This window comes from Trichococcus sp. (assembly GCF_055118575.1).
The window spans coordinates 1-23,806 of the sequence record NZ_JBSQPW010000034.1; the positions used below are offsets into that span (position 1 = coordinate 1).

Consider the following 23,806-nt stretch of genomic DNA (forward strand, 5'->3'; position numbering starts at 1 on the left):
GTTTCACACGTTTGCAAAATGTTTCATGCACCTAAAATGATGGCCAGCTTCACGGGTTAGCCCTTCGGAAATTAGATAAATCTGACCCATTGCGCTCTAGGATGCTCATTCAGGGCCAGATTTCCTAAATTTCTTTCAGGGCTGAACGAACCCGTTCAGCTTTTCTTATATTGGGCTGATGTTGGAGGATGTGTTTACTATGAAAGGAAGAGCGCGTAAGAATCTTACAATCTGCCTTCAGCTCCGGTGAAGCGTTGTCTCGCCGGAGGTCGTCGGTAGCCGATTCTGTGATCTCCGACGAAACCACCTTTGCGGGAGAACGCGCGTATAATTTGGCTAAACTCCGGCAAGTCGCCCTTCGCCGGAGAAGAATGGTAAAATATCCAAACCGAGGAACAAGTAAGGCTGCTTTGCAAGCGGTCCTCTTAAAATTTTGATAATTTCCGGTTAATCATAGGAATTCCAGCGGGTTTTTGTTAAAATAAAAAGAGTTACGATAAAGTGAGGGATAAAGCATGGCTCTATTCAAGAGTGAGAATCCAAAAACAGAATTGCCCTTTGATGAGAACGGCATCGTTCCAGCCCATGTCGCCATCATCATGGACGGAAACGGCCGCTGGGCCAAGAAAAAATTTATGCCACGGGTCTACGGACATAAAGAAGGCATGAATACCGTGAAAAGGATAGCTATAGAAGCAAGTCGCCTGAATATAAAGGTGTTGACTCTGTACGCCTTCTCGACGGAAAACTGGAAACGTCCGACTGACGAAGTCAATTTTTTGATGGGTTTGCCCATCGATTTTTTTGATGTGTTCATGCCGGAATTGATGGAGAACAATATCAAAGTGACGACTATCGGCTGGATCGATCAATTGCCCGAGAAGACACTGAAAGTCGTGGAGAATGCGATTGAAAAAACAAAAGACAATACCGGTTTGATTTTGAATTTCGCTTTGAACTATGGATCCCGGGCTGAAATACTTCAGGCGACTAAAATGATTGCACGCGATGTCGAAGCGGGAACACTCTCGGCGGATGCAATCACCGATGAAGTGTTCGCTGGCTATCTGTTCACAAGCGGATTGGGTAATTTGCAGGATCCCGACTTGCTGATCCGCACCAGTGGGGAAATCCGTCTCAGCAACTTTTTGCTTTGGCAGGCTGCATACAGTGAAATGTACTTCACGGAAGAATTTTGGCCTGATTTTTCAACTGCCAGCCTGCAGGCGGCTTTAGCTGAATATCAGCATCGCAATCGTCGCTTCGGCGGCATATAGGGGGATACATATGAAGACAAGAGTTATCACAGGCTTAGTGGCTGCTGCCGTTTTTATCCCATTCCTATGGTTTGGGGGACTGCCGCTGCAATTGCTCATGACAGCAATCGGTTTGATTGCAGTCCAAGAATTATTGAAAATGAAAAAACTCTCGATTTTCAGCATGGAGGGTATCATCACTGCTATGGCGACCGTCCTTTTGATGTTGCCGGAATCCTATCTGCACTTTATCCCTGACGGCATTGATGCGATGCTTTTGATTTATTTGGAAGCATTGATCCTGTTCGTGTTTACAGTGTTCTCAAGAAATGATTTCACATTTGACGATGCAGCAGCTTCCGTTTTGACTTCCCTTTATGTGGGGAGAGGATTCTATTATTTCATGCAAACAAGACAAATCGGCTTTTGGATGGTGCTCTTGGTGTTGTTCATCATCTGGGGGACGGATATAGGCGCATATATGATCGGGAGAAAAATAGGCAAAAACAAATTGGCTCCGGCAATCAGCCCCAACAAAACAATCGAAGGGTCCGTCGGCGGCTCAATCGCTGCAGTGCTGATCGCCATCGTGTTTTTTCATTACTACAATCCGTTGGACCTGTCGATGGGACTGCAGATTATGCTAGCTGTCCTGCTTTCGGTCTGCGGTCAGATGGGTGATCTGGTTGAATCGGCTTTCAAACGCTATTTTGGTGTCAAGGATGCCGGGAAAATATTGCCCGGACATGGCGGTATGCTCGATCGATTCGACAGCACGCTCTTTGTGATGCCGGTGTTCCATATTTTTCTGCATTTCATATTTTAGCAAAGCGCTGACAAGATAAAGAAAGGGAGGGATTACATGTTTCAGACAATCATTACGTTCATTATTGTGTTCAGCATCTTAGTGATCATCCATGAATTCGGTCATTTCTATTTCGCGAAGAAAGCCGGCATTTTGGTTCGAGAATTCGCAATCGGCATGGGACCGAAAATCTTCTCTCATCGCAAAAATGGAACGACCTATACGATCCGGATGCTGCCCATCGGTGGTTATGTGCGGATGGCTGGCATCGGGGATGAAGACACCGAGTTGAAACCCGGAATGCCCCTTAACATATCCCTTGACGAGGCCCAACAGGTCACTCAAATAGATTTAAGCAACAAACAGCATTTGCATGCTGTTCCAATCGAATTGCTGGAGGCAGATCTGGAACAGGCGCTCTTCATAAAAGGGATCATCCCTGGAAGTTCGGAACCCGTTACCTATGAAGTCAAACGCGACGCGACAATCATCGAAACCGACGGAACCGAAGTTCAGATCGCTCCTATCGATGTCCAATATCAATCAGCTCCTTTGCTGAAAAGGATGATGACGAACTTCGCGGGCCCGATGAATAATTTCATTTTGGGTATCGCCGTGTTCATCACGATTGCATTCATGCAAGGCGGCGTTATGGTCAATGATAACCGGTTGGGGGAAATCCAACCGGATAGCCCTGCGGAGGCAGCCGGATTGCGGGCGGATGATGAAGTACTGGCTGTGGAGGGTGAAGAAATCGAAGATTGGACGGAGCTGGTTTCGTCCATCCAGGCTAATCCCGGGAACGAAATTACACTTACAGTCGTGAGAGATGGCCAGGAAGCTCGTGATATCCTCATCATTCCTGAAACGAAATCCGATGAACAAGGCAATGATTATGGCTTGATCGGTGTTGCTCCGCCTATGGATCGCACCTTGATGGCAAAGATCAGTTACGGATTCGAAGAATTCTGGATGATAGCCACCTCCATTTTCGGATTGGTATTCGCCATGTTCAGGACCGGTTTCCAAGCTGATTCATTCGGCGGCCCTGTCGCCATCTATGCTGCTACCGAACAAGTCGTTGACTATGGCTTTCTGAGCGTGCTCAGTTTCCTGGCCTACTTGAGCATCAACCTTGGCGTCGTGAATCTGTTGCCGATTCCGGCATTGGATGGCGGGAAACTGTTGCTGAACGTAGTGGAAGGAATCAGAGGCAAGCCGCTGGATCCGGAGAAGGAAGGCATCATCACAGCTATCGGAATGGGACTTCTGTTGCTGCTGATGGTCATCGTCACTTGGAATGATATCCAAAGATTTTTCTTTGGTCAGTGAAAAGGAAAATAATAAGAAGATTCAAAGAAAGGAAATTTCATTCTTTGGATCTTTTTGTTTGTTAGTTGAGAAGGAGCGATCAAATGGCATTATCGAAACATGAATTGTTCCAACAGATGCTGGAACAGATAAATCTGCATCACAAGCCGGAGTACCTGCCGTATTTTGAAAACGGGGAAATTGAACGGGTCATTGTGCATAAAAAATCCAAATTATGGTCATTCCAGTTCGTTTTTGATAACGTCCTGCCTTTCGAAGTGTTCAATGCTTTAATGAGTCATATGAAAATCAAATTCCAATCCATCGCCGCGATCGATTTTCAGATCAAAACAAGGAAACCGATTTTGACGAACGAAAGCATCCTGGATTATTGGGAAACTGTCGTCCAACGGAGCAACATATCCTCTCCATTGGTTCAGAGTCTGTTTGCGAAGCATACGCCCGTTGTCCTGAACAGTAAAGTCGTGATCAGTGTTGAAAACGAGATAACCAAAAACCATTTGGCGGATAACTATTTATCCGTTATCCAACAAAACTATCTGGTGCTAGGATTTCCGAGTTTCCAGATCACAATCGAAGTGGACGAGGAAGCCTCCGAGGCCAGAATGGCACAATATTTAGCAAGGAAACAAGAGCAGGATGAAATGTTGGTCAAGCAAGCTGAAGAAGCCATCAAGCAGAACCAACAAGACAGACAGCGCATTGACGGCTCACAATCGAAAGCCGGCAACAATGGCCCCTTGCTGATCGGTAGACAAATTTCCGGCAAGGAAGAAATCAAACAGATGGCTTCGATCACCGAAGAAGAGCGCTCCGTAGTCATTGAAGGCTATATTTTTGACAGTGAAATCCGTGAACTGCGCTCCGGCCGGAAACTGCTCGTATTCAAAATGACGGATTACACTTCTTCGTTTTCGGTCAAACTGTTCTCGTCGAATGAAACAGATGAACAAAACTTCGAACTGGTCAAAAAAGGCATCTGGGTTCGTGTACGCGGAAGTGTCCAAGAAGACACCTTCATGCGTGATTTGGTCGTGAATGGCCGTGACGTTAATGAGGTCGCACATGCGGAACGGAAAGATCGTGCGCCCGAAGACGAAAAAAGGGTCGAATTGCATCTTCATTCAAATATGAGTCAGATGGATGCCACTAACGGAATCGGCGATTTTGTCAAACAAGCAGCCAAATGGGGTCACAAAGCCATCGCGCTGACTGATCATGCAGCCGCGCAAGCATATCCGGATGCCCATGCAGCCGGAAAAGCGAATAACGTGAAAATATTGTACGGAATTGAAGCATACGTCGTCGATGACGGTGTTCCGATAGCCTATAATCCGGTCCATGAAGATCTCAGTGAAGCGACATATGTCGTATTCGACGTGGAAACGACAGGCTTGTCGGCAGTGTACGATACGATTATCGAGCTGGCAGCTGTAAAAATGTACAAAGGAAATGTCATCGAGACATTCGAAGAATTCATCAATCCGGGCCACCCCTTATCGCAGACGACCATCCAATTGACCGGCATAACCGATGACATGGTGCGCGACTCTAAGCCGGAAAAAACGGTACTCGAGGAATTCGCTGCATTTGCGGAGGGAACGATTCTCGTAGCCCATAACGCCAGTTTTGACATGGGCTTCCTGAACAACAGCTACGAACGCTATGGCATGGCCGAGGCACCACAACCGGTGATCGATACCTTGGAGATGTCCCGTTTCTTGCATCCGCAATTGAAATCCCATCGTTTGAACACGTTGGCGAAACGTTATGGCGTTGGCTTGGAACAGCATCACCGGGCTGTTTACGATTCCGAAACGACCGGGGCGCTCTGTTGGATATTCCTGAAGGAAGCCCGCGAGGAGCACAACATCCTGTTTCATGATGAACTCAACAAATTCATTGGCGGCGGCGATTCATACAAACGAGCTCGGCCGTTCCATGTAACGATATTGGCAAAAAATCAGGACGGGCTGAAAGATCTCTTCAAAATCATTTCTGCTTCGAATATCGATTACTATTACCGGACACCGCGCCTTCCGCGCAGCGTGCTGCAAGCGTCCCGTGAGAACCTGCTGATCGGTTCCGCCTGCAGTGAAGGCGAAATTTTTGAAGCGATGATGCAAAAAGGGGCGGAAGTAGCGAAAGTGAAAGCCAAGTTCTATGATTACATCGAAGTCATGCCGAAAGAAGTTTATGCTCCGCTCATCACGAAGGAACTGGTGAAGAACGAAAGCGATCTGGAAGAAATCATCACTCAGATTGTTGCCATTGGCGATGAATTGGGCAAAACAGTCGTCGCAACCGGGAATGTGCATTATCTGAACAAAGAGGACGCCATCTACCGGGAAATTTTGATCGGCTCCTTGAAAGTGAACCAAGGAAAAGTCCTGCATCTTCCGGAAGCCCATTTCCGGACGACGGATGAGATGCTGGACTGCTTCTCCTTCCTCGGCAAAGAAAAAGCCAAGGAAATTGTTGTCTATAATTCCCAGAAAATCGCTGACAGCATTGAAATGATCGTTCCGATCAAGGATCAGTTGTACACGCCGAATATGGAGGGGGCAAATGAGGAAATCACGCGGCTCTCTTATGATGAAGCCAAACGTCTCTACGGAGAAGAACTCCCTGAACTGGTCGAAAAAAGGTTGGAGAAAGAGCTCAATTCGATCATCGGCAACGGCTTCTCGGTCATCTATCTGATTTCCCAAAAACTGGTGCTGAAAAGCAATCAGGACGGCTATCTGGTTGGATCCAGGGGCTCGGTAGGCTCAAGTTTTGTTGCCACCATGACCGGAATAACGGAGGTCAACCCACTGCCGCCGCATTACCGCTGTCCGGAATGCAAATATTCCTATTTCTATGAAGACGGTTCGATTGGTTCCGGATATGACCTCGAGAAAAAAGATTGTCCGAAATGCGGAACGGATATGGATCGCGACGGACACGATATCCCGTTCGAAACGTTCCTTGGTTTCTACGGAGACAAAGTACCCGATATCGACTTGAACTTCTCCGGTGAATACCAAGCGCAAGCGCACGCTTACACGAAAGAGCTTTTCGGTGAAGAATATGTCTACCGCGCCGGAACAATCGGCACGGTTGCGGACAAAACGGCCTATGGTTATGTGAAAGCCTATGAACGGGACCACAATTTCAGATTTTCCTCTGCAGAAATCGACAGATTGGCCAAGGGCTGTACCGGCGTTAAGCGGACGACCGGGCAACATCCCGGTGGTATCATTGTTATTCCGGACTATATGGATGTCTATGATTTCACGCCTATCCAATTTCCGGCGGATGCACAGGATTCCGAGTGGAAAACGACCCACTTTGATTTCCATTCCATTCATGATAATGTATTGAAATTGGATATACTTGGACACGATGATCCGACTGTTATCCGGATGCTGCAGGATCTTTCGGGGATGGACCCTCAGACGATTCCACCGAATGATCCGGACGTCATGACCATATTCGGCAGCACAGATGTACTGGGTGTCACGCCAGAGCAAATTTTCAGCAAAACCGGAACACTGGGAATTCCGGAATTCGGCACGCGTTTTGTCCGGGGGATGCTGGAGCAGACGAGCCCGAACACCTTTGCGGAATTGCTTCAGATTTCGGGGCTTTCCCACGGGACGGACGTCTACCTGGGCAATGCCGAAACGCTCATCCGTGAAAACAACATCCCCTTAGCGAAAGTTATCGGCTGTCGTGATGATATTATGGTTTATCTGATCCACCATGGAATGGATGACGGTCTGGCCTTCAAAATCATGGAGAGTGTCCGTAAAGGCAAAGGGATCCCGGATGATTGGCAGGCAGAGATGCGGGCGAAGGAAATTCCCGAATGGTATATCCAATCGTGCCTGAAGATCAAATATATGTTCCCAAAAGCCCACGCGGCGGCATATGTGTTGATGGCTTTGCGCGTTGCGTATTTCAAAGTGCATCAACCAATCCTCTATTACTGTGCATTCTTTTCGGTGCGCGCGCAGGATTTCGATTTGGTCGCGATGACGCAAGGAAAAGAAATGATCAAGACCCGTATGAAAGAAATCATGGATAAGGGATTGGAAGCTTCGGTCAAGGAAAAGAATTTGCTGACGGTATTGGAGTTGGCGAATGAGATGGTCGAACGCGGCTTCACCTTCAAGATGGTCGATCTCGAGAAATCGCATGCGAAGAACTTTGTTATTGAAGGGGATACGCTGATTGCGCCGTTCCGTGCCATTCAAGGGCTAGGAGAAAACGTGGCAAACCAAATTGTTCAAGCGAGGGAAGATCAGCCGTTTCTGTCAAAAGAGGATTTAGCGACGAGGGGGAAGGTTTCGAAAACGATCATCGATTACATGAATGAAAATGGAGTGTTGAAAAACTTACCGGACGAAAATCAACTTTCTTTATTTGATTTTTAGGAGAAGGCTATTCCAAAGCCTTTAGATTGGTAAGTCCTTGCATTTACTGACACAATGGTGTATGATTATATAAGAATAAGTCGTCGGATGGAGTGAGCGGAAACGCTCACTCTTTTTACGCAGTCAGCCAATGAATGACGGTGGTATAGGATTGATAAAGGAGGATTTCTGTGAGTCGTGTAGTAGATGAAGTTCGAGTAGTGGTTCAGCCAATAGTTGATGAACAGAATTTAGAATTAGTGGATATGGAATTTTTGAAGGAAGGGAAGAACTGGTTTCTCAGAATCTATATTGATAAGCCAGGCGGCATCGATATCGAAGAGTGTGCATTGATCAGCGAAAAAGTCAGTGAAGCATTGGATGCCATCGAGCCGGATCCGATCCCTCAGGCGTATTTCCTGGAGGTGTCCTCGCCAGGCGCAGAGCGTCCATTAAAGACTGAAGCAGATATGCAGAATGCCATCGGTAAGTACGTGCATCTGTCCTTCTATCAGGCGATCGATGGAGAAAAATTCTACGAAGGAACGTTGAAGGAAATTAACGATGAATCCGTCGTATTGACGATCAGAATCAAAACCAGAACAAAAGATATAGAAATCGAAAGAAAACAGATCGCAAACGCAAGATTGGCTATCCAATTTTAATCATTTTTTGAGATAGGAGTGAACGAGTAATATGAGCAAAGAAATGTTAAGTGCTCTTGAAGTGTTGGAAAAAGACAAAGGTATTTCAAAAGAGATTGTCATCAGTGCGCTGGAAGCTGCGCTTGTGTCTGCATACAAACGCAATTATGGACAAGCCCAAAACGTCGAAGTGGAATTCGATACGAAAAAAGGGGATATCCATGTCTACGCTGTCAAAGAAGTAGTGGATATGGTATTCGATTCGACTTTGGAAGTAAGTTTGGAGGATGCTCTGCAGATCAATAAGGCTTACGAATTAGGCGACAAGATCCGTTTTGAGGTCACTCCTAAGGATTTCGGACGGATTGCTGCCCAGACAGCCAAACAGGTCATCATGCAACGTATCCGTGAAGCGGAGCGCAGCATCGTCTACAATCAATTCATCGCTTATGAAAATGACATTTTGACGGGCGTTGTCGAAAGAATGGACAGCCGTTACATTTATGTTAGCCTAGGCAAAATTGAAGCAGTCTTGTCCAAGCAGGAGCAGATTCCGAATGAAACGTTCCAACCGCACGACCGCATCAAAGTCTACGTCACAAAAGTCGAAAACACTTCAAAAGGACCGCAAGTTTTTGTCAGCCGCAGTCATCCCGACCTGCTGAAGAGATTGTTTGAACAAGAAGTTCCTGAAATCTTCGATGGCGTAGTCGAAATCGTTTCGATCGCACGTGAAGCCGGTGATCGTTCAAAAGTTGCCGTGCGTTCCCGCGATAAGAACGTAGATCCTGTAGGGACTTGCGTAGGACCAAGAGGCCAACGTGTCCAAGCGATCGTCAACGAATTGCGCGGAGAAAACATGGATATCGTCGAATGGAATGAAGATCCGTCAATCTATATCGGAAATGCGTTGAATCCGGCACAAGTCGTGAATGTGGATTTCCATCAAGCAGATGGCAGCTGCACAGTCATCGTTCCGGATTACCAATTGTCCCTGGCAATCGGTAAAAAAGGTCAAAATGCGCGCTTAGCTGCCAAATTGACAGGCTATAAAATCGATATCAAGTCCGAAACGGAGTATAATAAGTTATTGATGGAGTCTGGTGCTCAAAAAGTAGCATCCGATGAAGAAGATGCTGATACGCTTCATTCTTTCGCCGGCTTGGATAAGATTTTCACGGCTGAAGAAGTCGCTGATGACATCTCGGTCCCAGCGGAAGATACGGATTATACGGAAGAATACGAGAACGATGAAAAAATCCTTGATCCTGAAGATGTAGAGCAACTGATCTCGGAAGTCGAGACAGATCCGGAGCAAAGCTATGATGAGTTAGCAGAGGACTTTCAAGACTAATCAGTGAGGTGAAAGTTTATGAAGACAAGAAAAATTCCGATGAGGAAATGTGTCGTCTCCAATGAGATGAAACCAAAAAAAGAGTTGGTCCGCATCGTAAAAAATCAAGCGGGTGAAATTGCCATTGACCCTACCGGCCGCATGAATGGCCGTGGAGCCTATGTCTCTTTGGAACCCGCATTGGTGCAGAAGGCTTGGAAACAGCACATTTTGGACAAGCACCTTGAGATCGCCATCAGTGATGCGTTCTATCAGGAGTTATTCGATTATGTCGAACACCAGAAAGCAAGGAGCTTATTATGACACCTGAAGACAAGATGTTGAATTTGCTGGGCTTGGCATTGCGCGCCGGCAAATTGATCACAGGTGAAGAAATGACCATCAAGTCCATCCAAAAAAATGAAGCGGTCTTCGTCCTATGTGCGACGGACTGCAGTAACAACACCAAAGAAAAATTAGAAAACAAATGCCGCTATTATGAAGTCCCGTTCCTGGTGCATTTCACTTCGGAACAAATCAGTCAAGCAATAGGCAAGTCCCGTTCCATTTGCGCCTTGACTGATAGAGGATTCGCTAAAAGTTTCATGCGGCTGAAAGGAACAAAGTAATGAGATAAGGGAAGGTGATGACATGGAAAAAAAACGTGTCTACGAGTATGCAAAAGAACACAAGGTATCAAGCAAAACGGTGTTGGATAAAGCAAAACAATTGGGGATCGATTATCATAGCCATATGTCAACCATGGAAGACGGAGACATCAAAAAATTGAATCAGTCCATCTCTTCCGCTGCTGGAAATCAGGTTGCCAAGCCAAGTGCACCGCAGTCCAATGCGACACAGAAAAAGCAACCAGCAGAAAACAAAAAGGCGCCTGCAACAGGAACACATAAACCTACTGATAAGAGTGAACTGAGGAAAAACACAGACATGAAAAATAAACCATTGCATCCTTCTTCGAATCAGAAAAACGGTTCCGAAAATAAAGGACAAACAAGAACTACTGCAGAAAAGAATACAAATCGGCCGGCGCAAGCCACAAGCCAACCTGGACAAAATCGTCCAAATACTAAAATGAATCGAGTTGACTCTGTTTCGCCAAACAAATCAAACAACAAACCAGTGCAGAAAACTGCAAACACGAATACTACCACTAATGCGCCAGCCAAATCAAACCGTCCAGCATACGGTCAAAATTCAGGCGGATCCAATCAGCGTAATCAAGGTCGCGGCAACAATCCTTACAACAAAAACAAACGCTCTAAATTCAAAAAAGGCACGACTAAGCAAGGACCGGCAGTGCCACCGCGCAAATTCCGTGAGTTACCTGAAACATTTGTCTACACAGATGGCATGAATGTAATGGAAGTTGCCAAAAAGTTGCATCGTGAACCAGCAGAAATCATCAAAAAGTTATTCCTGATGGGTATCATGGTTACGCAAAACCAAGCACTAGGAAAAGACGCTTTGGAATTATTGGCTGCTGATTATGGAATCGAAGCCGAAGAAAAAATCGTGCAGGATATTTCCGATCTGGACAGCTATTTCGAAGTGGAAGAAAATCCGGATGAATTGGTTGCAAGACCACCTGTTGTCACAATCATGGGACACGTCGATCACGGTAAAACGACACTTTTGGATTCACTGCGCAACACGAACGTGATCCAAACCGAAGCAGGCGGAATCACGCAGCATATCGGAGCTTATCAGGTCAAAATCGACGGTAAGCCGATCACTTTCCTTGATACGCCAGGACATGCTGCATTCACGACCATGCGCGCACGCGGAGCGGATGTCACAGACATCACGATTATTGTTGTCGCAGCTGACGATGGTGTGATGCCGCAAACAATCGAAGCCATCAACCATGCGAAAGCGGCTGATGTTCCTATCATTGTTGCCGTAAACAAAATCGACAAACCGACAGCAAATCCGGATCGCGTCATGCAGGAACTGTCCGATCAAGGATTGGTTCCTGAGGCTTGGGGCGGCGAAACAATTTTCGTCAACATCTCGGCCAAGTTCGGACAAGGGATTGATGAATTGTTGGAAATGATCCTGTTGGTTGCTGAAGTACAGGAACTGAAAGCTAATCCGAATCGTTTAGCGATCGGTTCTGTAATTGAAGCCCGCTTGGATAAATCCAAAGGCCCGATTGCTACCGTACTGGTGCAGGCAGGCACTTTGAAAATCGGGGATCCGATCGTAGTCGGAAATACGCATGGCCGCGTTCGTGTAATGACAAACGATCAAGGCAGACGTGTAAAAACAGCTGGACCTGCAATGCCGGTCGAAATCACAGGTTTGAATGCAGCACCACAAGCCGGGGACCATTTTGTTGTCTTTGAAGATGAGAAAACAGCGCGTCAAGCTGGTGAAGAACGTGCGAAACGTGCCCTTATGGAACAACGTTCAACGCAGAACCGCGTGACCCTGGACAACTTGTTCTCCAGCTTGAAAGACGGAGAGCTTAAGGAAGTCAATGTCATCATCAAAGCTGACGTGCAAGGTTCGGTTGAAGCACTGGCAGCGAGCTTGCAAAAAATCGAAGTTGAAGGTGTGCGCGTAAAAATCGTTCACTCAGCAGCAGGAGCAATCAACGAGAGTGACGTTACCTTGGCTGCAGCCAGCAACGCGATCATGATCGGTTTCAACGTTCGTCCGACTCCTCAAGCGAAGATCCAAGCAGAGAGCGAAAATGTGGACATCCGTCTGCACCGAATCATCTACAATGCCATTGATGAAATCGAAACAGCGATGAAAGGTATGCTGGATCCTGAATTCGAAGAGCAAGTAACTGGTCAAGCGCTTATCCGTGAGACTTACAAAGTATCTAAAGTCGGAACAATCGGCGGCGCGTTCGTAACGGATGGCTACATCTCAAGAAACAGCAGCATCCGTATCATCCGTGACAATATCGTCATTTTTGACGGCAAACTTGCCAGCCTGAAGCGATTCAAGGATGATGCCAAAGAAGTTAAAAAAGGCTTCGAATGTGGTGTTATGATTGAAGATTACAACGATATCCGCATCGATGACGTCATCGAAGCGTACCATATGGTGGAAATCAAGAAATAAAATGCCACAACAATCGAGCTATTGAGAGGTGAACCGAAATGGCTAATTTCAGAGCCGGAAGAATAAGACAAGAAATACAACGCGAAGTGAATGACATCTTGGCTAAACGTGTAAAAGATCCGCGGGTTGCGAACGTAAATATTACCGATGTGGAAATCACAGGAGATTTGCAGCAAGCAACCATCTATTACAGTACATTGTCGGAACTTGCCAGCGATCGCGAAAAAACGCAACAAGGTTTGGATAAGGCAACTGGCCTTGTCCGCAAAGAGCTTGGGACGCGTCTGTCACTTTACAAGACACCAGAATTGATTTTCAAAAGAGACGAATCGGTGGCTTACGGCAGCAAAATCGATGAATTGATCCGCAAGATGCACGAGGATGAAAAGAAATAAATTCTAATTTGCGCAAAAAAAGGCAGGCACAATGATCGCTATGATCGTTGTGCCTGCCTTTTTTGCATCAATGATCGCAATCCAGCACTTAAAGGCGAATAAAATTGCCTATATTGAATTTTTGCGCTCGAAATGACCCGGACTGTGTACTTACTGACTATAAGTGCTCAGGGATCAAATATATTGGCTTTTGTCTGCATTTCATTCCGAGCAGGCAGCCCTGCTTCGATGTAGATGGCTTGCTTGCCCATCTATTCCCATGCAGAGATGAAGTTCTGCCGATCGATTTCCTGGTCCTTTTGTCCATAAGGACTGTTTATGAACAGACTGTCAGCATCGTAACCGACGACCACCACGCTGTGCATGATGTAGCTGATGTTGACCGGACCTGTCGGCGTTTGCCAGACCTCCAGTTCCTCATCAGGTGAAAAAGTGGTCGTCGTGACGACCCAAACAGGATAGCCCTGATCCAAGGCAGCGATAACTGAATCAAATTCCTGCCCGCTGATATCCTTCACGCGATTGGATGGGATGTATTCGGATGCCAAGACCGCGATGGGGCCATGGTAGACGCAAAAACCGTAGTCCGTCCCGGTCACATCGCCGACAAAAGCTTTGTTCGGGTTGCCGTGCAGCCCGTTTTCGTAGTAGATCGGAACGACCGGAAATTTGTCCGCAAGCTTGTCCGCAAGCTCGTTTTTCGTGACCATGATCCCGTTGTACTGCAGAATCATCGCAAGCGAAGTGACTTCGCAGCCGAGCAGCAGGGCCGGCGGATCCAACTGATTCAGGAGCGGCACATCCAACCGCACCTCATCGGCAGGTCCGGGTTGAATGATTGTGCCGGATTCGGCGGTCGCAATTTCGCCCTCTTCGGGTTCCATGCGGATGAGACTCAGAGGCAGCAGAGTGAGTAAAATGCCAGAAAACAGTGTGAAATTGAACATGCCCATTCTCATCATGATCCTCCTTAACCGGAATGGCTGGCTGCGCTTATGCATATGCTTTACGCCTACATTTTAGCATATTCCGTGTTCCGGGACGATTGGAACGTCCCGATGCAACAGCGTGACAATAAATCAAACAGGCTATTCGACTGGCGGATGGGCCAGGATCTATAAAAAGTCGATTCGAATGGCTAAAAAGGATTGACCTGGCTGATCTTTTTTGGCGATAATGAAAGAAGCCAGCTTGAGGATAAATGGACAACAATAATGTTGCCTGATGGAGGAAAAATATGATTTGGAGCAAAATGAAGCCGCAGCTGGAAAATTTCCTAGCGCCTGCATTGGCGGACAGAGTGGGGTACCTATCCACCAGCTACCGTTATTCACCTGATAAAAACGGAAAGTGCTGCATAGCCGTGGACAAAAAAAAATATTCAACATGAAGGACGGGACGACTGGGATGAAATGGTACCAGTCGGAACAGGATATCAAGAATGATCCCGCCATCGTGATTCCGCTCAGCGATGCCGAAATTGAGCTCATCAGGAAAGGAACCGGCGGAAAAGTGCCGGAAGAGCGCTTGGCAGTGATTGCCAGGGACCGCAAACTTTTGGCCTATGCCAAGGAAACGATGGCTGCCCAGATAGCCTTGAGCAAATCCGATTTCTACAAAACAGCAGAAGTTTATTTGAATCAGCCCGTCGAAGCCAGTCTCGCAAGCACGGATATCCTGCTGAATTGCTTGGCCCTGCTGGATAAGCGCGTCGGCAAAAAACGGATCCTGGATATGGAGCAAGCCATCAAAATGAAGCACCCGATTGTTCAGTATTTCCATGGATTGAGGCGCAATCTGCTCTAGAGGCACCCACGGGAATACACACCTCCGGATGCAAAAACGGAACCGTTCAGGACAATGACCTGGGCGGTTCCGTTTTTGTGTTTTATAGTGAAATCTAAAGATTATCTTCAAGCACCCATTGTGCCCGTTTCTTTTCGAACCTTTGGTAGATGCTGCTGCCGAGGAGCCCGAACAGAATCGGTCCAATGAGCAGCAACAAGGATTGGACATATTCGCCGGTATGGAACGGCTGATAGACCTGGAATGTGATGGCAATCAAGGTAGCCGTGCAGACACTCAGCGAGCATAGGTACCCTTGCCAATGGGACGGAATCAGTGAATGCTTCAGCAGTCCAGGGTTCTTGATGCGATAGAACGGATAACTTGCGGCCACAACGAAATACGGAATTGCGCGGGCTACGTTTGTCATATAGGTCAATTGATTGAATAAAGCGCCTAAAATGCTACTATTTAAAGACAACCCGATGATGCACACGGATACAACCGCTGCTTGGATCCAAAGCGCTGTTTGTGGCATTTGCTTTTGGTTGATTTTTGTCAGGAATTGTGGCCAAATCTCCTTCGGTGTTCCCTGAATCAAACTTTTTAATGGTGTATAGGTGATGGATGACAACAACCCAATATAGGCTACAAACAACGTGAAGGCAGTATAGCGTATGAACGTTTGATACAGAAAAGTTTGAGCAACTGCTGATAATCCGAAAGAAACGCTGATATTGTTGGCGAGACTGCCCATCAAACCATACATAAGATTACCCAGATGGAACTGATCCGTTTCCCGCAGGACGTTCAGGTTGTTCGCACCGCTCCAAAGCATGATGCCGCCGAAATAGAGGATGACGATGATCACAGCGCTGATGATCAATGCTTTCGGGAATTTTTTCCTTTGCTCGCCGGATTTGTCGACCAAGCTGGCAATCGTGTCCAATCCGCCGAATGCAGTAATGGCAAAAATAAAGAACGGAAGCTGCGAAAGGAACGAATCACTGGTCCCTTTGAAGAAACTCGGAGCGGCCAAGCTTTGCTGCAAATTTTGCATAATCAGTTCAGGATTGCTCCCCATCAGCAACAGATTGCCGATTCCAGAAATGAGCAGCAAACCTACCATTGCATAGCTGCTTGTCTTTAAAAATGAAAAGACAGCCTGGTGTCCGCGGTTAATCACCCAAGTCATGCAAAAGACAGCCACAAGCGAGAGTACCATGATCCAGTAGGTCGTGTCGATGCCGAACCATTGCTCGGCGGAAGTCAAGTCCTGTCCGAAAAGCATGATGGTGAAAGGAATCAACAATTTCATGAATAGACTGATGATCCACGTGAAGTAGCTGCAGTACCACAGGAAGGCGGTAATGAAAGCGACACGCGGCGAGAAAGCATCCTTCAACCAATCATAGATACCGCCTGTGCGATTCGAATAGCTGCGCGTATATTCTGATACAATAAGGGCATAGGGGATAAAATAAAAAAATGCACTGATCAAAAACCAAGGGAATGATTTCAGGCCCATCATGAAAAAAGAGGACGACATACTTGAAAAAGAGTATACTGTCATGACGATAATCAGAACCAGATTGAAAAATGATAGACTTTTGATTTGTTTCATATTAAACTCCTTAATGAATAATTTGCTTCCAACATTTGGTATCATCATAGTAACTTTTGCGATAAAGGGCAATAGGAAGATGTGGATTTTGAAAAATATAGGGAATTGGAGTAGTGAACAATGTCACAAATAGATGTGTGGTTGGAAGAGAAAAGAACGGAATGGCAGGTGGATTTTTTAGGATTGGCTCAGGATGTTGCCACGCCTTGCCAACAAACTGACCTACGTTGGACGAATGTAGCCGGAAACACAAGTGAACACTACAAAACCATCCGCCTGCGGATCGGTAAAGGCATCGCTGGCGAAGTTTGGCGCACCGGTCGGGAACAACGCGCCTCGCACATACAAGATGACAGTGAGAATTTATTGAGGTATCCGATCGCAAGGCTTGAGCAGCTCGATATGACAATCGGAATTCCGATAATGAAGAACGGCATCATCCGAGCGGTCTTGTTGCTGGGATACCGCCATCCGATTGATTACCAACAGACCGACATGACTGTTGTCTACGCATCTTTGCTAAGCATAGCGTCCCTATTGGAAAAGGAGAGACAAAAAAATGTCTGATCAAAATGAGCGTAATTTCAAAATTCTGCCCCAACCGACCTGGATCCTGGATGCCGACTACATTGTGATCGACAGGAATGCCCAGGCTGAAAAGTTCGAGATGGATTATGTCGTGTCGATGGAATATGCGGTACAGGTAGCCAAGGGCACTTGTTGCGCCTTCCATACCGACAAAACGGCATGTAAGAATTGCCCGCTCGAGAATAAATGGGCGGCTTCGGATGGGTTTCCGATCACCTTCATGAGCCGGGACGGGATTTCCTACGAATTTTTCGGGAAACTCCTGAAAAGGGAACAAAACTGGTTGCTGGAAATCCGTTATATCGATAAGCCCCTTGAAGCCGAAAGGAAAAGCATGCTGACCTACTTGAATGAAGCGCGCGAGAGCGAGCAGAAAAGAATTGCACGCGAACTCCATGATGGGATTGCGCAAAGCATCTACAGTCTGATGCTAGAAACCAGAGGCCTTAAGTGGACACCGGCTGAAGAGCACCAGCAGAAGCTTCAGGCGATCGACCGTCATTTTGCTGATGTGCTTTTGGAAATCAAAAGCTTGGCAACCGAATTGCGGCCGAGCATTTTGGATGATGTCGGCCTACTCCCGGCTATAAATCAGTTTGTCAATCAGACAATGGAAATGACAGGATTCATCATCCATGTTATCGTTGAAGGGGAACAGAATCCTCTTAAGAGCCGAGGGAATGTCGTCATCTATCGCAGCATCCAGGAGGCAATCTCGAATGCTTTGAAATATTCCGGGGAGAATGAAGCCACAATCTCTCTTAATTTCGGTCAAAAGGAATTGAGGGTCATGATTGCGGACGAGGGAAAAGGGTTCATCTACGATCCGTATCATCTTGGATTCGGCCTGCTGAATTTACGGGAACGCGCCCATTCTGTAGGCGGGAAAATGGAAGTCGAAACAGGTATAGGAAAAGGAACACGCATCAAAATGATCGTTCCTTATGAGGAGGGAAAAGCTTGAAAATCATTATCGCAGACGATCATGCATTGGTACGCAACGCGCTGACCTTTATGTTGAACGCACAGCCGGACATGGAGGTCGTCGGGGATGCCGCTGACGGCAACGAAGTTTTCATGAAACTGGAAAATACGCAAGCAGATCTGGTTTTGATGGACATCAGTATGCCTCCGGGCGAGAACGGTTTACAAACGACGCGTAGGATCAAAGAAACGCATCCTGAGATCAAAGTGATCGTATTGACGATGCATGATGAGGAAAGTTATGTGAGGGAAGCGCTGAATGCTGGAGCCGATGGTTTCATCCTCAAAAGCACAACAGACGACATCTTGCTGGACGGCATCCGACAAGTCCATGCCAACCAACGCTACTACAGTGGCTATACAAGCGATCGGCTGGATGAAATGGACACTTTCGAGGGTGACAGCCTCTATGCCAGCCTTTCGAAACGGGAAAAGGAAGTACTGCCGCTGGTCGCTTTGGGCTACAACAACCGGGATATAGCCGATAAACTGTTCATTTCGGTCAAAACAGTGGAAGTGCATAAAGCGAACATCAGGAAAAAGCTGCAGGTCGATAGCTACGCTGATCTCTTGCGTTATAGTGTTAAAAATCATCTGGTCGATTTTTAGGAGGAATAGGATGAAAATTGGAATATTGTATGTGCTGCACGGCAGAAAGACAAGCATCCCGCAAAAACTTTACAATATCGTCAAAGGCTTCACGGACACATTGGCCTTGCCCCAAGCAATCGGAATGCTCGAAGGGCAGCAGCAGACTTTGGAAGACGCAGTCAAAACACTCGAAGAACAGCTGGTGGACAAAATCATTGTCCTACCGGTGCTGCTTTTTCCGGCCACGCATGCTCGGGAAGATGTACCTGAACGCATGAAAGCTTGTGCTGCTGTCCCGTTTGAAATTTGCGCCACCTTGGGTACGACGCGTTCCGTATATGACTGGCTGAAAAAACGTTTGCAGATAGCGACCGCACTCTATCCAACGCTGCCGGTCATGTTGGTTGCACACGGTACGACCCATTATTCTGAACCAGGCGAACAACTGGAAAGGATTGCTGCTGCTTTGAGAGCGGATTTGGGCCGTGAAGTATTCGCGACGAATCATCTTGGGGAACCGCACTATCAAGCGATTTCCGGTGAAAATCCCTACATTGTGCAACGACTGTTTTTTACCGACGGGTACTTAGCCAAAAGAATAGGGGGCTGGTTTGAAGAAAAACGGCCCCAGGATGTGTTGTTGGAACAGTTGCTCGATACAGAAGCCGTCCATGCTGCTCTAGAGGAACGGTTGGAGGACATGGGATGTATCCAATGATGGTGGACATCAGCAAACGGAAAGTTGTGGTGGTCGGCGGCGGCAAGATCGCCACACGGAAAATAAAGGAATTGATCCGCTGCGGCGCTCAGCCGATCGTGATCGCACCTGCAATCAGTCCGGAAATCCAGGGATGGACAGATGACGGCCAAATAGTATTGTCCAGGCGGGCATTCCAACCAGGCGATCTGGCTGAGGCTACATTCATCTTCATCTGTACGGATGATCCGGTGACAAACCGAGCGATAAGGTCGGAAATCGGACCGCACCAGTTTCTGAACGATACGACCGACCGCAATAACAGCGATTTCATCAATCTTGCGACGTTGCGCCAAGAAGATTATCTGGTGGCGGTCTCAACTTTCGGCAATGACCCGAGAAAAGCCAAACGTTTGCTTCATGAGATTGCCGAAAAAATAAATCCGGCTCAAGCCTAGTGCTTGGGTTTTTTTTGTCTAAAATATGGCATTGGAGAAAACATAGGCGTTTCCCTAATATTAAATGTTTCACAAAACCTTTATTGTGAATTTAATAACAACAAATAGAAGAGGGTGCGGAAATGAGAGAACATTTGGTCTTGATCGGAAACGGTATGGCGGGGGTTCGTTTGGTTGAAGAAATTCTGGAAAGGGATCCGGAACGATATGAAATCACGATCATCGGGAAGGAATGTTACCCGAATTACAATCGTATCATGCTGTCCAATGTATTGCAGAACAAAATGACGGTGGATGAAATCATCACTAATCCATATACATGGTACGAAGAAAACAACATCACGCTGATCAACGAAGATCCGGCTGTCGGAGTAGATAAAGAAAACAAAATCGTCACAAGTGAAAAAGGACTGAAGATTCCTTTCGATAAATTGATTTTTGCCACAGGATCCCATCCTTTCATATTGCCGATACCCGGTTCGCAGAAAACGGGCGTTGTTGCTTTCCGCACCATCGATGATACGGCAGAAATGATGGAAGCTGCCGGCAAACACAAGAAAGCCGTCGTCATTGGTGGCGGTCTGCTTGGCTTGGAAGCCGCGAAAGGCCTGCAGCTGCAAGGGATGGATGTCACCGTAGTACATTTGGCCAAATGGTTGATGGAAACACAATTGGATGAAAGAGCAGGAAAATTACTCCAGGGAGATCTGGAGGCCCAGGGACTGAAATTCCTTTTGGAACACGCGACAACCGAAATTTTGGGTGACGAGCGGGTTACAGGTCTGCGCTTTAAGGATGGCACTACAATTGATACGGATCTTGTCGTTATGTCAATCGGAATCCGACCAGCTGCCGAATTGGCAAAAGAAGCTGGCCTCGAAGTAGGCCGTGGAATCATCGTCAATGACTTCATGGAGACTAATCTGCCGTCAATCTATGCAATCGGTGAGTGCGTTGAGCATGACGGAAAAACGTACGGATTAGTGGCTCCTCTCTTTGAACAAGGGAAAGTATTGGCCGATGTGCTGACCGGCATCGAAGCCAAACCATACAAAGGCTCCAAGACTTTCACTTCCTTGAAAGTATCCGGATGCGACCTGTATTCAGCAGGGAACATCATGAATACTGAAGGGCTGCAGAGTATCGAAGCCTTCGACGGCGTCAATCGGAACTACAAAAAAGTATTCATCAAAGACAACCGCATCGAAGGGATTGTCCTCTACGGCGAAACAGCGGATGGAAACCGATACTACAACATGATGAAAAAAGGCCAGGAAATTGCTGATTTGCAATCCATCGCAATCCTGCAGGCCGCTGGTGAAGAAGCAGGCAGTGATGATGTCGTTGCCTGGGATGATGAAGAAACCGTCTGCGGCTGTAACGGTGTCACGAAAGGCGATATCATCAGAGGCATTCGCGAGAAAGGTTTGAAGAACGTTGCTGAGGTCGGTAAGGTAACCAAAGCAGGAACCAGTTGCGGAAAGTGCAAGCCGCAAGTCCAAACTTTGTTGGAGCATGAACTGGGCGAAGGTGTCACTGCCTCAACCGGTATCTGTTCCTGCACGGATCTGAACAGGGATCAGGTCATGACGCAGATCTATGCCAAACACTTGATCACCAGCTCGGAAGTTTTTAAGGAATTACATTTTGCAAATCCTGAAGGCTGTGCAAAATGCAGACCGGCAGTCAATTTCTACCTGAATGTCGCCTTCCCGACCGAACATAAGGATGAGCGCCAATCCAGAGTTGTGAATGAGCGTATGCACGCCAATATCCAAAAAGATGGAACGTTCTCTGTCATTCCGAGGATGAGGGGCGGCCAGACGAACCCGCAACAATTGCTGCAGATCGCTAAAGTAGCCGACAAATACAAGGTGCCTTTGGTAAAAGTAACCGGCAGCCAACGTATCGGTCTTTACGGCGTCAAGAAACAGGATCTTCCAGCCATCTGGAAAGAACTGGACATGGTTTCGGCGCAAGCTTACGCGAAGGCCTTCCGGTCAGTCAAAACCTGTGTCGGAAAAAACTTCTGCAGATTTGGAACACAGGACTCGATGGGTCTTGGCATCAAATTGGAAGAACGCTTCGAGTTCATCGATACACCGCATAAATTCAAAGTCGGAGTATCAGCTTGTCCACGTAGCTGTGTAGAATCTGGTGTGAAGGATTTCGGCATCATCTGTGTGGAGAACGGCTATCAAATTTATATCGGCGGAAACGGCGGTACCGAGGTCAAGGAAGCCCTGTTGCTGACGACTGTAGAAACAGAGGATGAAGTAATCGAGTATTGTGGTGCTTTACTGCAATACTATCGTGAAACCGGCATTTACGCCGAGAGGACCGCTCCATGGATTGAAAGGTTAGGCTTTGAGACAGTGAAGCATATCTTGAGCGATGCTTCCAAACGCAAAGATTTGATTGAAGCCCTGGATGTGGCAACCGCAGTGAAACGCAAAGATCCATGGCATGAAGTCGTAGGCGATCGCGACATCCAGGAAAAATTATATTCGATCGACAGAAGAGAACTTGTAACGGTGGGTGATTAGGATGACAGAAAAAATATTTTTGACAACAACTGCTGCTTTGTTGCCGCAGGTTGGACGTTCCATTTCAATCGGTGATAAAAAGATTGCCTTGTTCCAATTATCTGATGGGCGCATCACTGCCATCGAAGATTACTGCCCGCTGACAGGCGGCCCTGTATTGGAAGGGATTGTTTCAGGGGAATATCTTTACGAACCGCTTCGGGATTATAAAATCTCCTTGCTTGACGGGCGCATCCAGGAACCTGACGAAGGCCAATTGAAAGTGTATGAACTGTTGGTGGAAGACGGGAACATTTACTTGAAGGGTGCTTCCGTATGATCCATTTTGTCGGTGCTGGCCCGGGCGATCCGGAATTGATGACAGCAAAAGGCGTGCGGTTGTTGCAGCAAGCAGATGTGGTCATCTATGACCGACTGGTTAATCCTTTGCTGCTCTTTCACTGCAAGCAGGAATGTATTTTCATCTATGTCGGTAAAACACCCGATCGGCTCTCAATCAAACAGGCAGAAATCAATGAAAATCTGATCAAAACAGCTGAATCATATGACTCGGTCGTACGTTTGAAAGGCGGAGACCCGGCCATTTTCGGCCGTTTGACGGAAGAATTGGAGGCTTGCCAAGCGGCAGGGGTCCGTTTCGATATCATCCCTGGTATTACTGCTGCCAGCGGCACTGCCAGCTACAGTGGGATTTCGCTGACGCAAAGAGGAGTAGCCACTTCAGTGACCTTCACTACCGGCAGATTGATCGATAATGAAAAAAACACCTTCCGGCAATTGCTGAATGGCCAGACCGTCTGCCTTTACATGGGTGTTGAGGCGCTCGACCGTTTTGTGGAAGCAGCCCTGGAGCAAGGGATGAAAGCGGAAATGCCTATTCTGATTACGCAATGGGGAACCTACGGCAGACAGACAAAATTGCAAGGTACACTCAGCAACATCAGGCAAAAAATCAAGGCCACCAAAATCGAAAATCCGGCCATGATCCTACTGGGTGAGGTTGTCCACGCCGGGAAACGATTCGACTGGTTTTCGGACTTGCCGGAAAAAGGCAAGTCCAAATTATACGTATCAACAAACAGACCTGATATGGATATGCTGCTTGAACAGACGCAAAAGGGTGCGGATGTATGGTGGATGCAAGTAGGCGAAGAGCGGGACCGCCGATTTGATGCTGTGAACAGCCACTACTTGGCGGAACAACATTTCGACACCCTCATTTTTGCCGATGCAGCAGCAAAAAATATTTATGAAGCGGAAAAGGTGAAGTGA

General features: G+C 47.0%; 20 protein-coding genes and 1 pseudogene. 19 read left to right on the forward strand and 2 right to left on the reverse strand.

Features of this window, described 5'->3' with window-relative positions:
• Positions 1 to 515: 515 nt before the first annotated feature.
• The 10 genes from ACTCCX_RS09985 to rbfA all read left to right on the forward strand — a co-directional run bounded on the left by ACTCCX_RS09985 (position 516) and on the right by rbfA (position 13,261).
• Positions 516 to 1,277 carry an isoprenyl transferase gene (locus tag ACTCCX_RS09985; protein WP_463275850.1) on the forward strand — a complete coding sequence of 254 codons (762 nt, stop codon included), beginning with the start codon at positions 516 to 518 and terminating at the stop codon, positions 1,275 to 1,277.
• A 10-nt stretch (positions 1,278 to 1,287) separates the two neighbouring features.
• On the forward strand, positions 1,288 to 2,082 hold the full coding sequence (locus ACTCCX_RS09990; RefSeq protein ID WP_463275851.1) for a phosphatidate cytidylyltransferase: 795 nt from the start codon (positions 1,288 to 1,290) through the stop codon (positions 2,080 to 2,082).
• A 36-nt stretch (positions 2,083 to 2,118) separates the two neighbouring features.
• Complete coding sequence (gene rseP / locus ACTCCX_RS09995) at positions 2,119 to 3,393, forward strand: RIP metalloprotease RseP (protein ID WP_463275852.1); 1,275 nt, start codon at positions 2,119 to 2,121, stop codon at positions 3,391 to 3,393.
• Between the two features lie 83 nt (positions 3,394 to 3,476).
• Entirely contained in the window at positions 3,477 to 7,814 is a 4,338-nt protein-coding gene (locus tag ACTCCX_RS10000) for a PolC-type DNA polymerase III (protein ID WP_463275853.1), read from the forward strand.
• A 170-nt stretch (positions 7,815 to 7,984) separates the two neighbouring features.
• Positions 7,985 to 8,458: a ribosome maturation factor RimP gene (rimP, locus tag ACTCCX_RS10005; protein WP_463275854.1), complete on the forward strand. Its 474-nt coding sequence runs from the start codon at positions 7,985 to 7,987 to the stop codon at positions 8,456 to 8,458.
• Between the two features lie 31 nt (positions 8,459 to 8,489).
• Positions 8,490 to 9,791: a transcription termination factor NusA gene (gene nusA / locus ACTCCX_RS10010; protein ID WP_463275855.1), complete on the forward strand. Its 1,302-nt coding sequence runs from the start codon at positions 8,490 to 8,492 to the stop codon at positions 9,789 to 9,791.
• A gap of 18 nt (positions 9,792 to 9,809) precedes the next feature.
• The gene (gene rnpM / locus ACTCCX_RS10015) at positions 9,810 to 10,094 is read left to right on the forward strand and encodes an RNase P modulator RnpM (protein ID WP_463275856.1); all 285 of its coding nucleotides are present in this window, start codon (positions 9,810 to 9,812) and stop codon (positions 10,092 to 10,094) included.
• Entirely contained in the window at positions 10,091 to 10,399 is a 309-nt protein-coding gene (locus ACTCCX_RS10020) for a L7Ae/L30e/S12e/Gadd45 family ribosomal protein (RefSeq protein ID WP_463275857.1), read from the forward strand. Before rnpM ends, ACTCCX_RS10020 begins: the two co-directional genes overlap by 4 nt.
• A 22-nt stretch (positions 10,400 to 10,421) precedes the next feature.
• Positions 10,422 to 12,866, forward strand: coding sequence for a translation initiation factor IF-2 (gene infB / locus ACTCCX_RS10025; RefSeq protein WP_463275858.1), 2,445 nt, complete (start codon positions 10,422 to 10,424; stop codon positions 12,864 to 12,866).
• A gap of 38 nt (positions 12,867 to 12,904) precedes the next feature.
• The gene (rbfA, locus tag ACTCCX_RS10030; protein ID WP_086941383.1) at positions 12,905 to 13,261 is read left to right on the forward strand and encodes a 30S ribosome-binding factor RbfA; all 357 of its coding nucleotides are present in this window, start codon (positions 12,905 to 12,907) and stop codon (positions 13,259 to 13,261) included.
• Positions 13,262 to 13,512: 251 nt separating this feature from the next.
• Here rbfA and ACTCCX_RS10035 read toward each other — a convergent pair whose 3' ends face one another.
• Positions 13,513 to 14,223, reverse strand: a complete 711-nt coding sequence (locus tag ACTCCX_RS10035; RefSeq protein ID WP_463275859.1) for a C39 family peptidase — start codon at positions 14,221 to 14,223, stop codon at positions 13,513 to 13,515.
• A gap of 290 nt (positions 14,224 to 14,513) precedes the next feature.
• On the opposite strand from ACTCCX_RS10035, the pseudogene ACTCCX_RS10040 reads away from it, so the two are divergent.
• Positions 14,514 to 15,067 (forward strand): annotated as a pseudogene (locus tag ACTCCX_RS10040) (SF0329 family protein).
• A gap of 94 nt (positions 15,068 to 15,161) precedes the next feature.
• Here the strand turns inward: ACTCCX_RS10040 and ACTCCX_RS10045 are convergent.
• On the reverse strand, positions 15,162 to 16,670 hold the full coding sequence (locus ACTCCX_RS10045; protein ID WP_463275860.1) for an amino acid permease: 1,509 nt from the start codon (positions 16,668 to 16,670) through the stop codon (positions 15,162 to 15,164).
• A 120-nt stretch (positions 16,671 to 16,790) separates the two neighbouring features.
• Here ACTCCX_RS10045 and ACTCCX_RS10050 point away from each other — a divergent pair, with 120 nt between their 5' ends.
• From ACTCCX_RS10050 to cobA, 8 genes are all read left to right on the forward strand, one after another.
• Positions 16,791 to 17,237 (forward strand): GAF domain-containing protein, encoded by a 447-nt coding sequence (locus tag ACTCCX_RS10050; RefSeq protein ID WP_463275861.1) that lies wholly within the window; start codon positions 16,791 to 16,793, stop codon positions 17,235 to 17,237.
• The gene (locus tag ACTCCX_RS10055) at positions 17,230 to 18,222 is read left to right on the forward strand and encodes a sensor histidine kinase (RefSeq protein ID WP_463275862.1); all 993 of its coding nucleotides are present in this window, start codon (positions 17,230 to 17,232) and stop codon (positions 18,220 to 18,222) included. Before ACTCCX_RS10050 ends, ACTCCX_RS10055 begins: the two co-directional genes overlap by 8 nt.
• A complete protein-coding gene (locus tag ACTCCX_RS10060; protein ID WP_463275863.1) occupies positions 18,219 to 18,851 on the forward strand; it encodes a response regulator in 633 nt (210 codons plus the stop codon). The genes ACTCCX_RS10055 and ACTCCX_RS10060 overlap by 4 nt, the downstream gene beginning before the upstream one ends.
• A gap of 10 nt (positions 18,852 to 18,861) precedes the next feature.
• Entirely contained in the window at positions 18,862 to 19,551 is a 690-nt protein-coding gene (locus ACTCCX_RS10065) for a sirohydrochlorin chelatase (protein WP_463275864.1), read from the forward strand.
• A complete protein-coding gene (locus ACTCCX_RS10070; protein WP_463275865.1) occupies positions 19,539 to 19,988 on the forward strand; it encodes a precorrin-2 dehydrogenase/sirohydrochlorin ferrochelatase family protein in 450 nt (149 codons plus the stop codon). The genes ACTCCX_RS10065 and ACTCCX_RS10070 overlap by 13 nt, the downstream gene beginning before the upstream one ends.
• Positions 19,989 to 20,110: 122 nt before the next feature.
• On the forward strand, positions 20,111 to 22,534 hold the full coding sequence (gene nirB, locus ACTCCX_RS10075; protein WP_463275866.1) for a nitrite reductase large subunit NirB: 2,424 nt from the start codon (positions 20,111 to 20,113) through the stop codon (positions 22,532 to 22,534).
• Position 22,535: 1 nt separating this feature from the next.
• Positions 22,536 to 22,853: a nitrite reductase (NAD(P)H) small subunit gene (locus ACTCCX_RS10080; protein WP_463275867.1), complete on the forward strand. Its 318-nt coding sequence runs from the start codon at positions 22,536 to 22,538 to the stop codon at positions 22,851 to 22,853.
• The gene (gene cobA, locus ACTCCX_RS10085) at positions 22,850 to 23,806 is read left to right on the forward strand and encodes a uroporphyrinogen-III C-methyltransferase (protein ID WP_463275868.1); all 957 of its coding nucleotides are present in this window, start codon (positions 22,850 to 22,852) and stop codon (positions 23,804 to 23,806) included. Before ACTCCX_RS10080 ends, cobA begins: the two co-directional genes overlap by 4 nt.

Coding starts and splice junctions, on each gene's coding strand:
- ACTCCX_RS10000 (WP_463275853.1), top strand. CDS start 3,477: ATGGCATTATCGAAACATGAATTGTTCCAACAGATGCTGGAACAGATA.
- nirB (WP_463275866.1), top strand. CDS start 20,111: ATGAGAGAACATTTGGTCTTGATCGGAAACGGTATGGCGGGGGTTCGT.
- ACTCCX_RS10055 (WP_463275862.1), top strand. CDS start 17,230: ATGTCTGATCAAAATGAGCGTAATTTCAAAATTCTGCCCCAACCGACC.
- ACTCCX_RS10050 (WP_463275861.1), top strand. CDS start 16,791: ATGTCACAAATAGATGTGTGGTTGGAAGAGAAAAGAACGGAATGGCAG.
- ACTCCX_RS10070 (WP_463275865.1), top strand. CDS start 19,539: ATGTATCCAATGATGGTGGACATCAGCAAACGGAAAGTTGTGGTGGTC.
- rnpM (WP_463275856.1), top strand. CDS start 9,810: ATGAAGACAAGAAAAATTCCGATGAGGAAATGTGTCGTCTCCAATGAG.
- ACTCCX_RS10065 (WP_463275864.1), top strand. CDS start 18,862: ATGAAAATTGGAATATTGTATGTGCTGCACGGCAGAAAGACAAGCATC.
- nusA (WP_463275855.1), top strand. CDS start 8,490: ATGAGCAAAGAAATGTTAAGTGCTCTTGAAGTGTTGGAAAAAGACAAA.
- ACTCCX_RS10035 (WP_463275859.1), bottom strand. CDS start 14,223: ATGATGAGAATGGGCATGTTCAATTTCACACTGTTTTCTGGCATTTTA.
- rseP (WP_463275852.1), top strand. CDS start 2,119: ATGTTTCAGACAATCATTACGTTCATTATTGTGTTCAGCATCTTAGTG.
- ACTCCX_RS09990 (WP_463275851.1), top strand. CDS start 1,288: ATGAAGACAAGAGTTATCACAGGCTTAGTGGCTGCTGCCGTTTTTATC.
- infB (WP_463275858.1), top strand. CDS start 10,422: ATGGAAAAAAAACGTGTCTACGAGTATGCAAAAGAACACAAGGTATCA.
- ACTCCX_RS09985 (WP_463275850.1), top strand. CDS start 516: ATGGCTCTATTCAAGAGTGAGAATCCAAAAACAGAATTGCCCTTTGAT.
- ACTCCX_RS10020 (WP_463275857.1), top strand. CDS start 10,091: ATGACACCTGAAGACAAGATGTTGAATTTGCTGGGCTTGGCATTGCGC.
- ACTCCX_RS10080 (WP_463275867.1), top strand. CDS start 22,536: ATGACAGAAAAAATATTTTTGACAACAACTGCTGCTTTGTTGCCGCAG.
- ACTCCX_RS10045 (WP_463275860.1), bottom strand. CDS start 16,670: ATGAAACAAATCAAAAGTCTATCATTTTTCAATCTGGTTCTGATTATC.
- rbfA (WP_086941383.1), top strand. CDS start 12,905: ATGGCTAATTTCAGAGCCGGAAGAATAAGACAAGAAATACAACGCGAA.
- cobA (WP_463275868.1), top strand. CDS start 22,850: ATGATCCATTTTGTCGGTGCTGGCCCGGGCGATCCGGAATTGATGACA.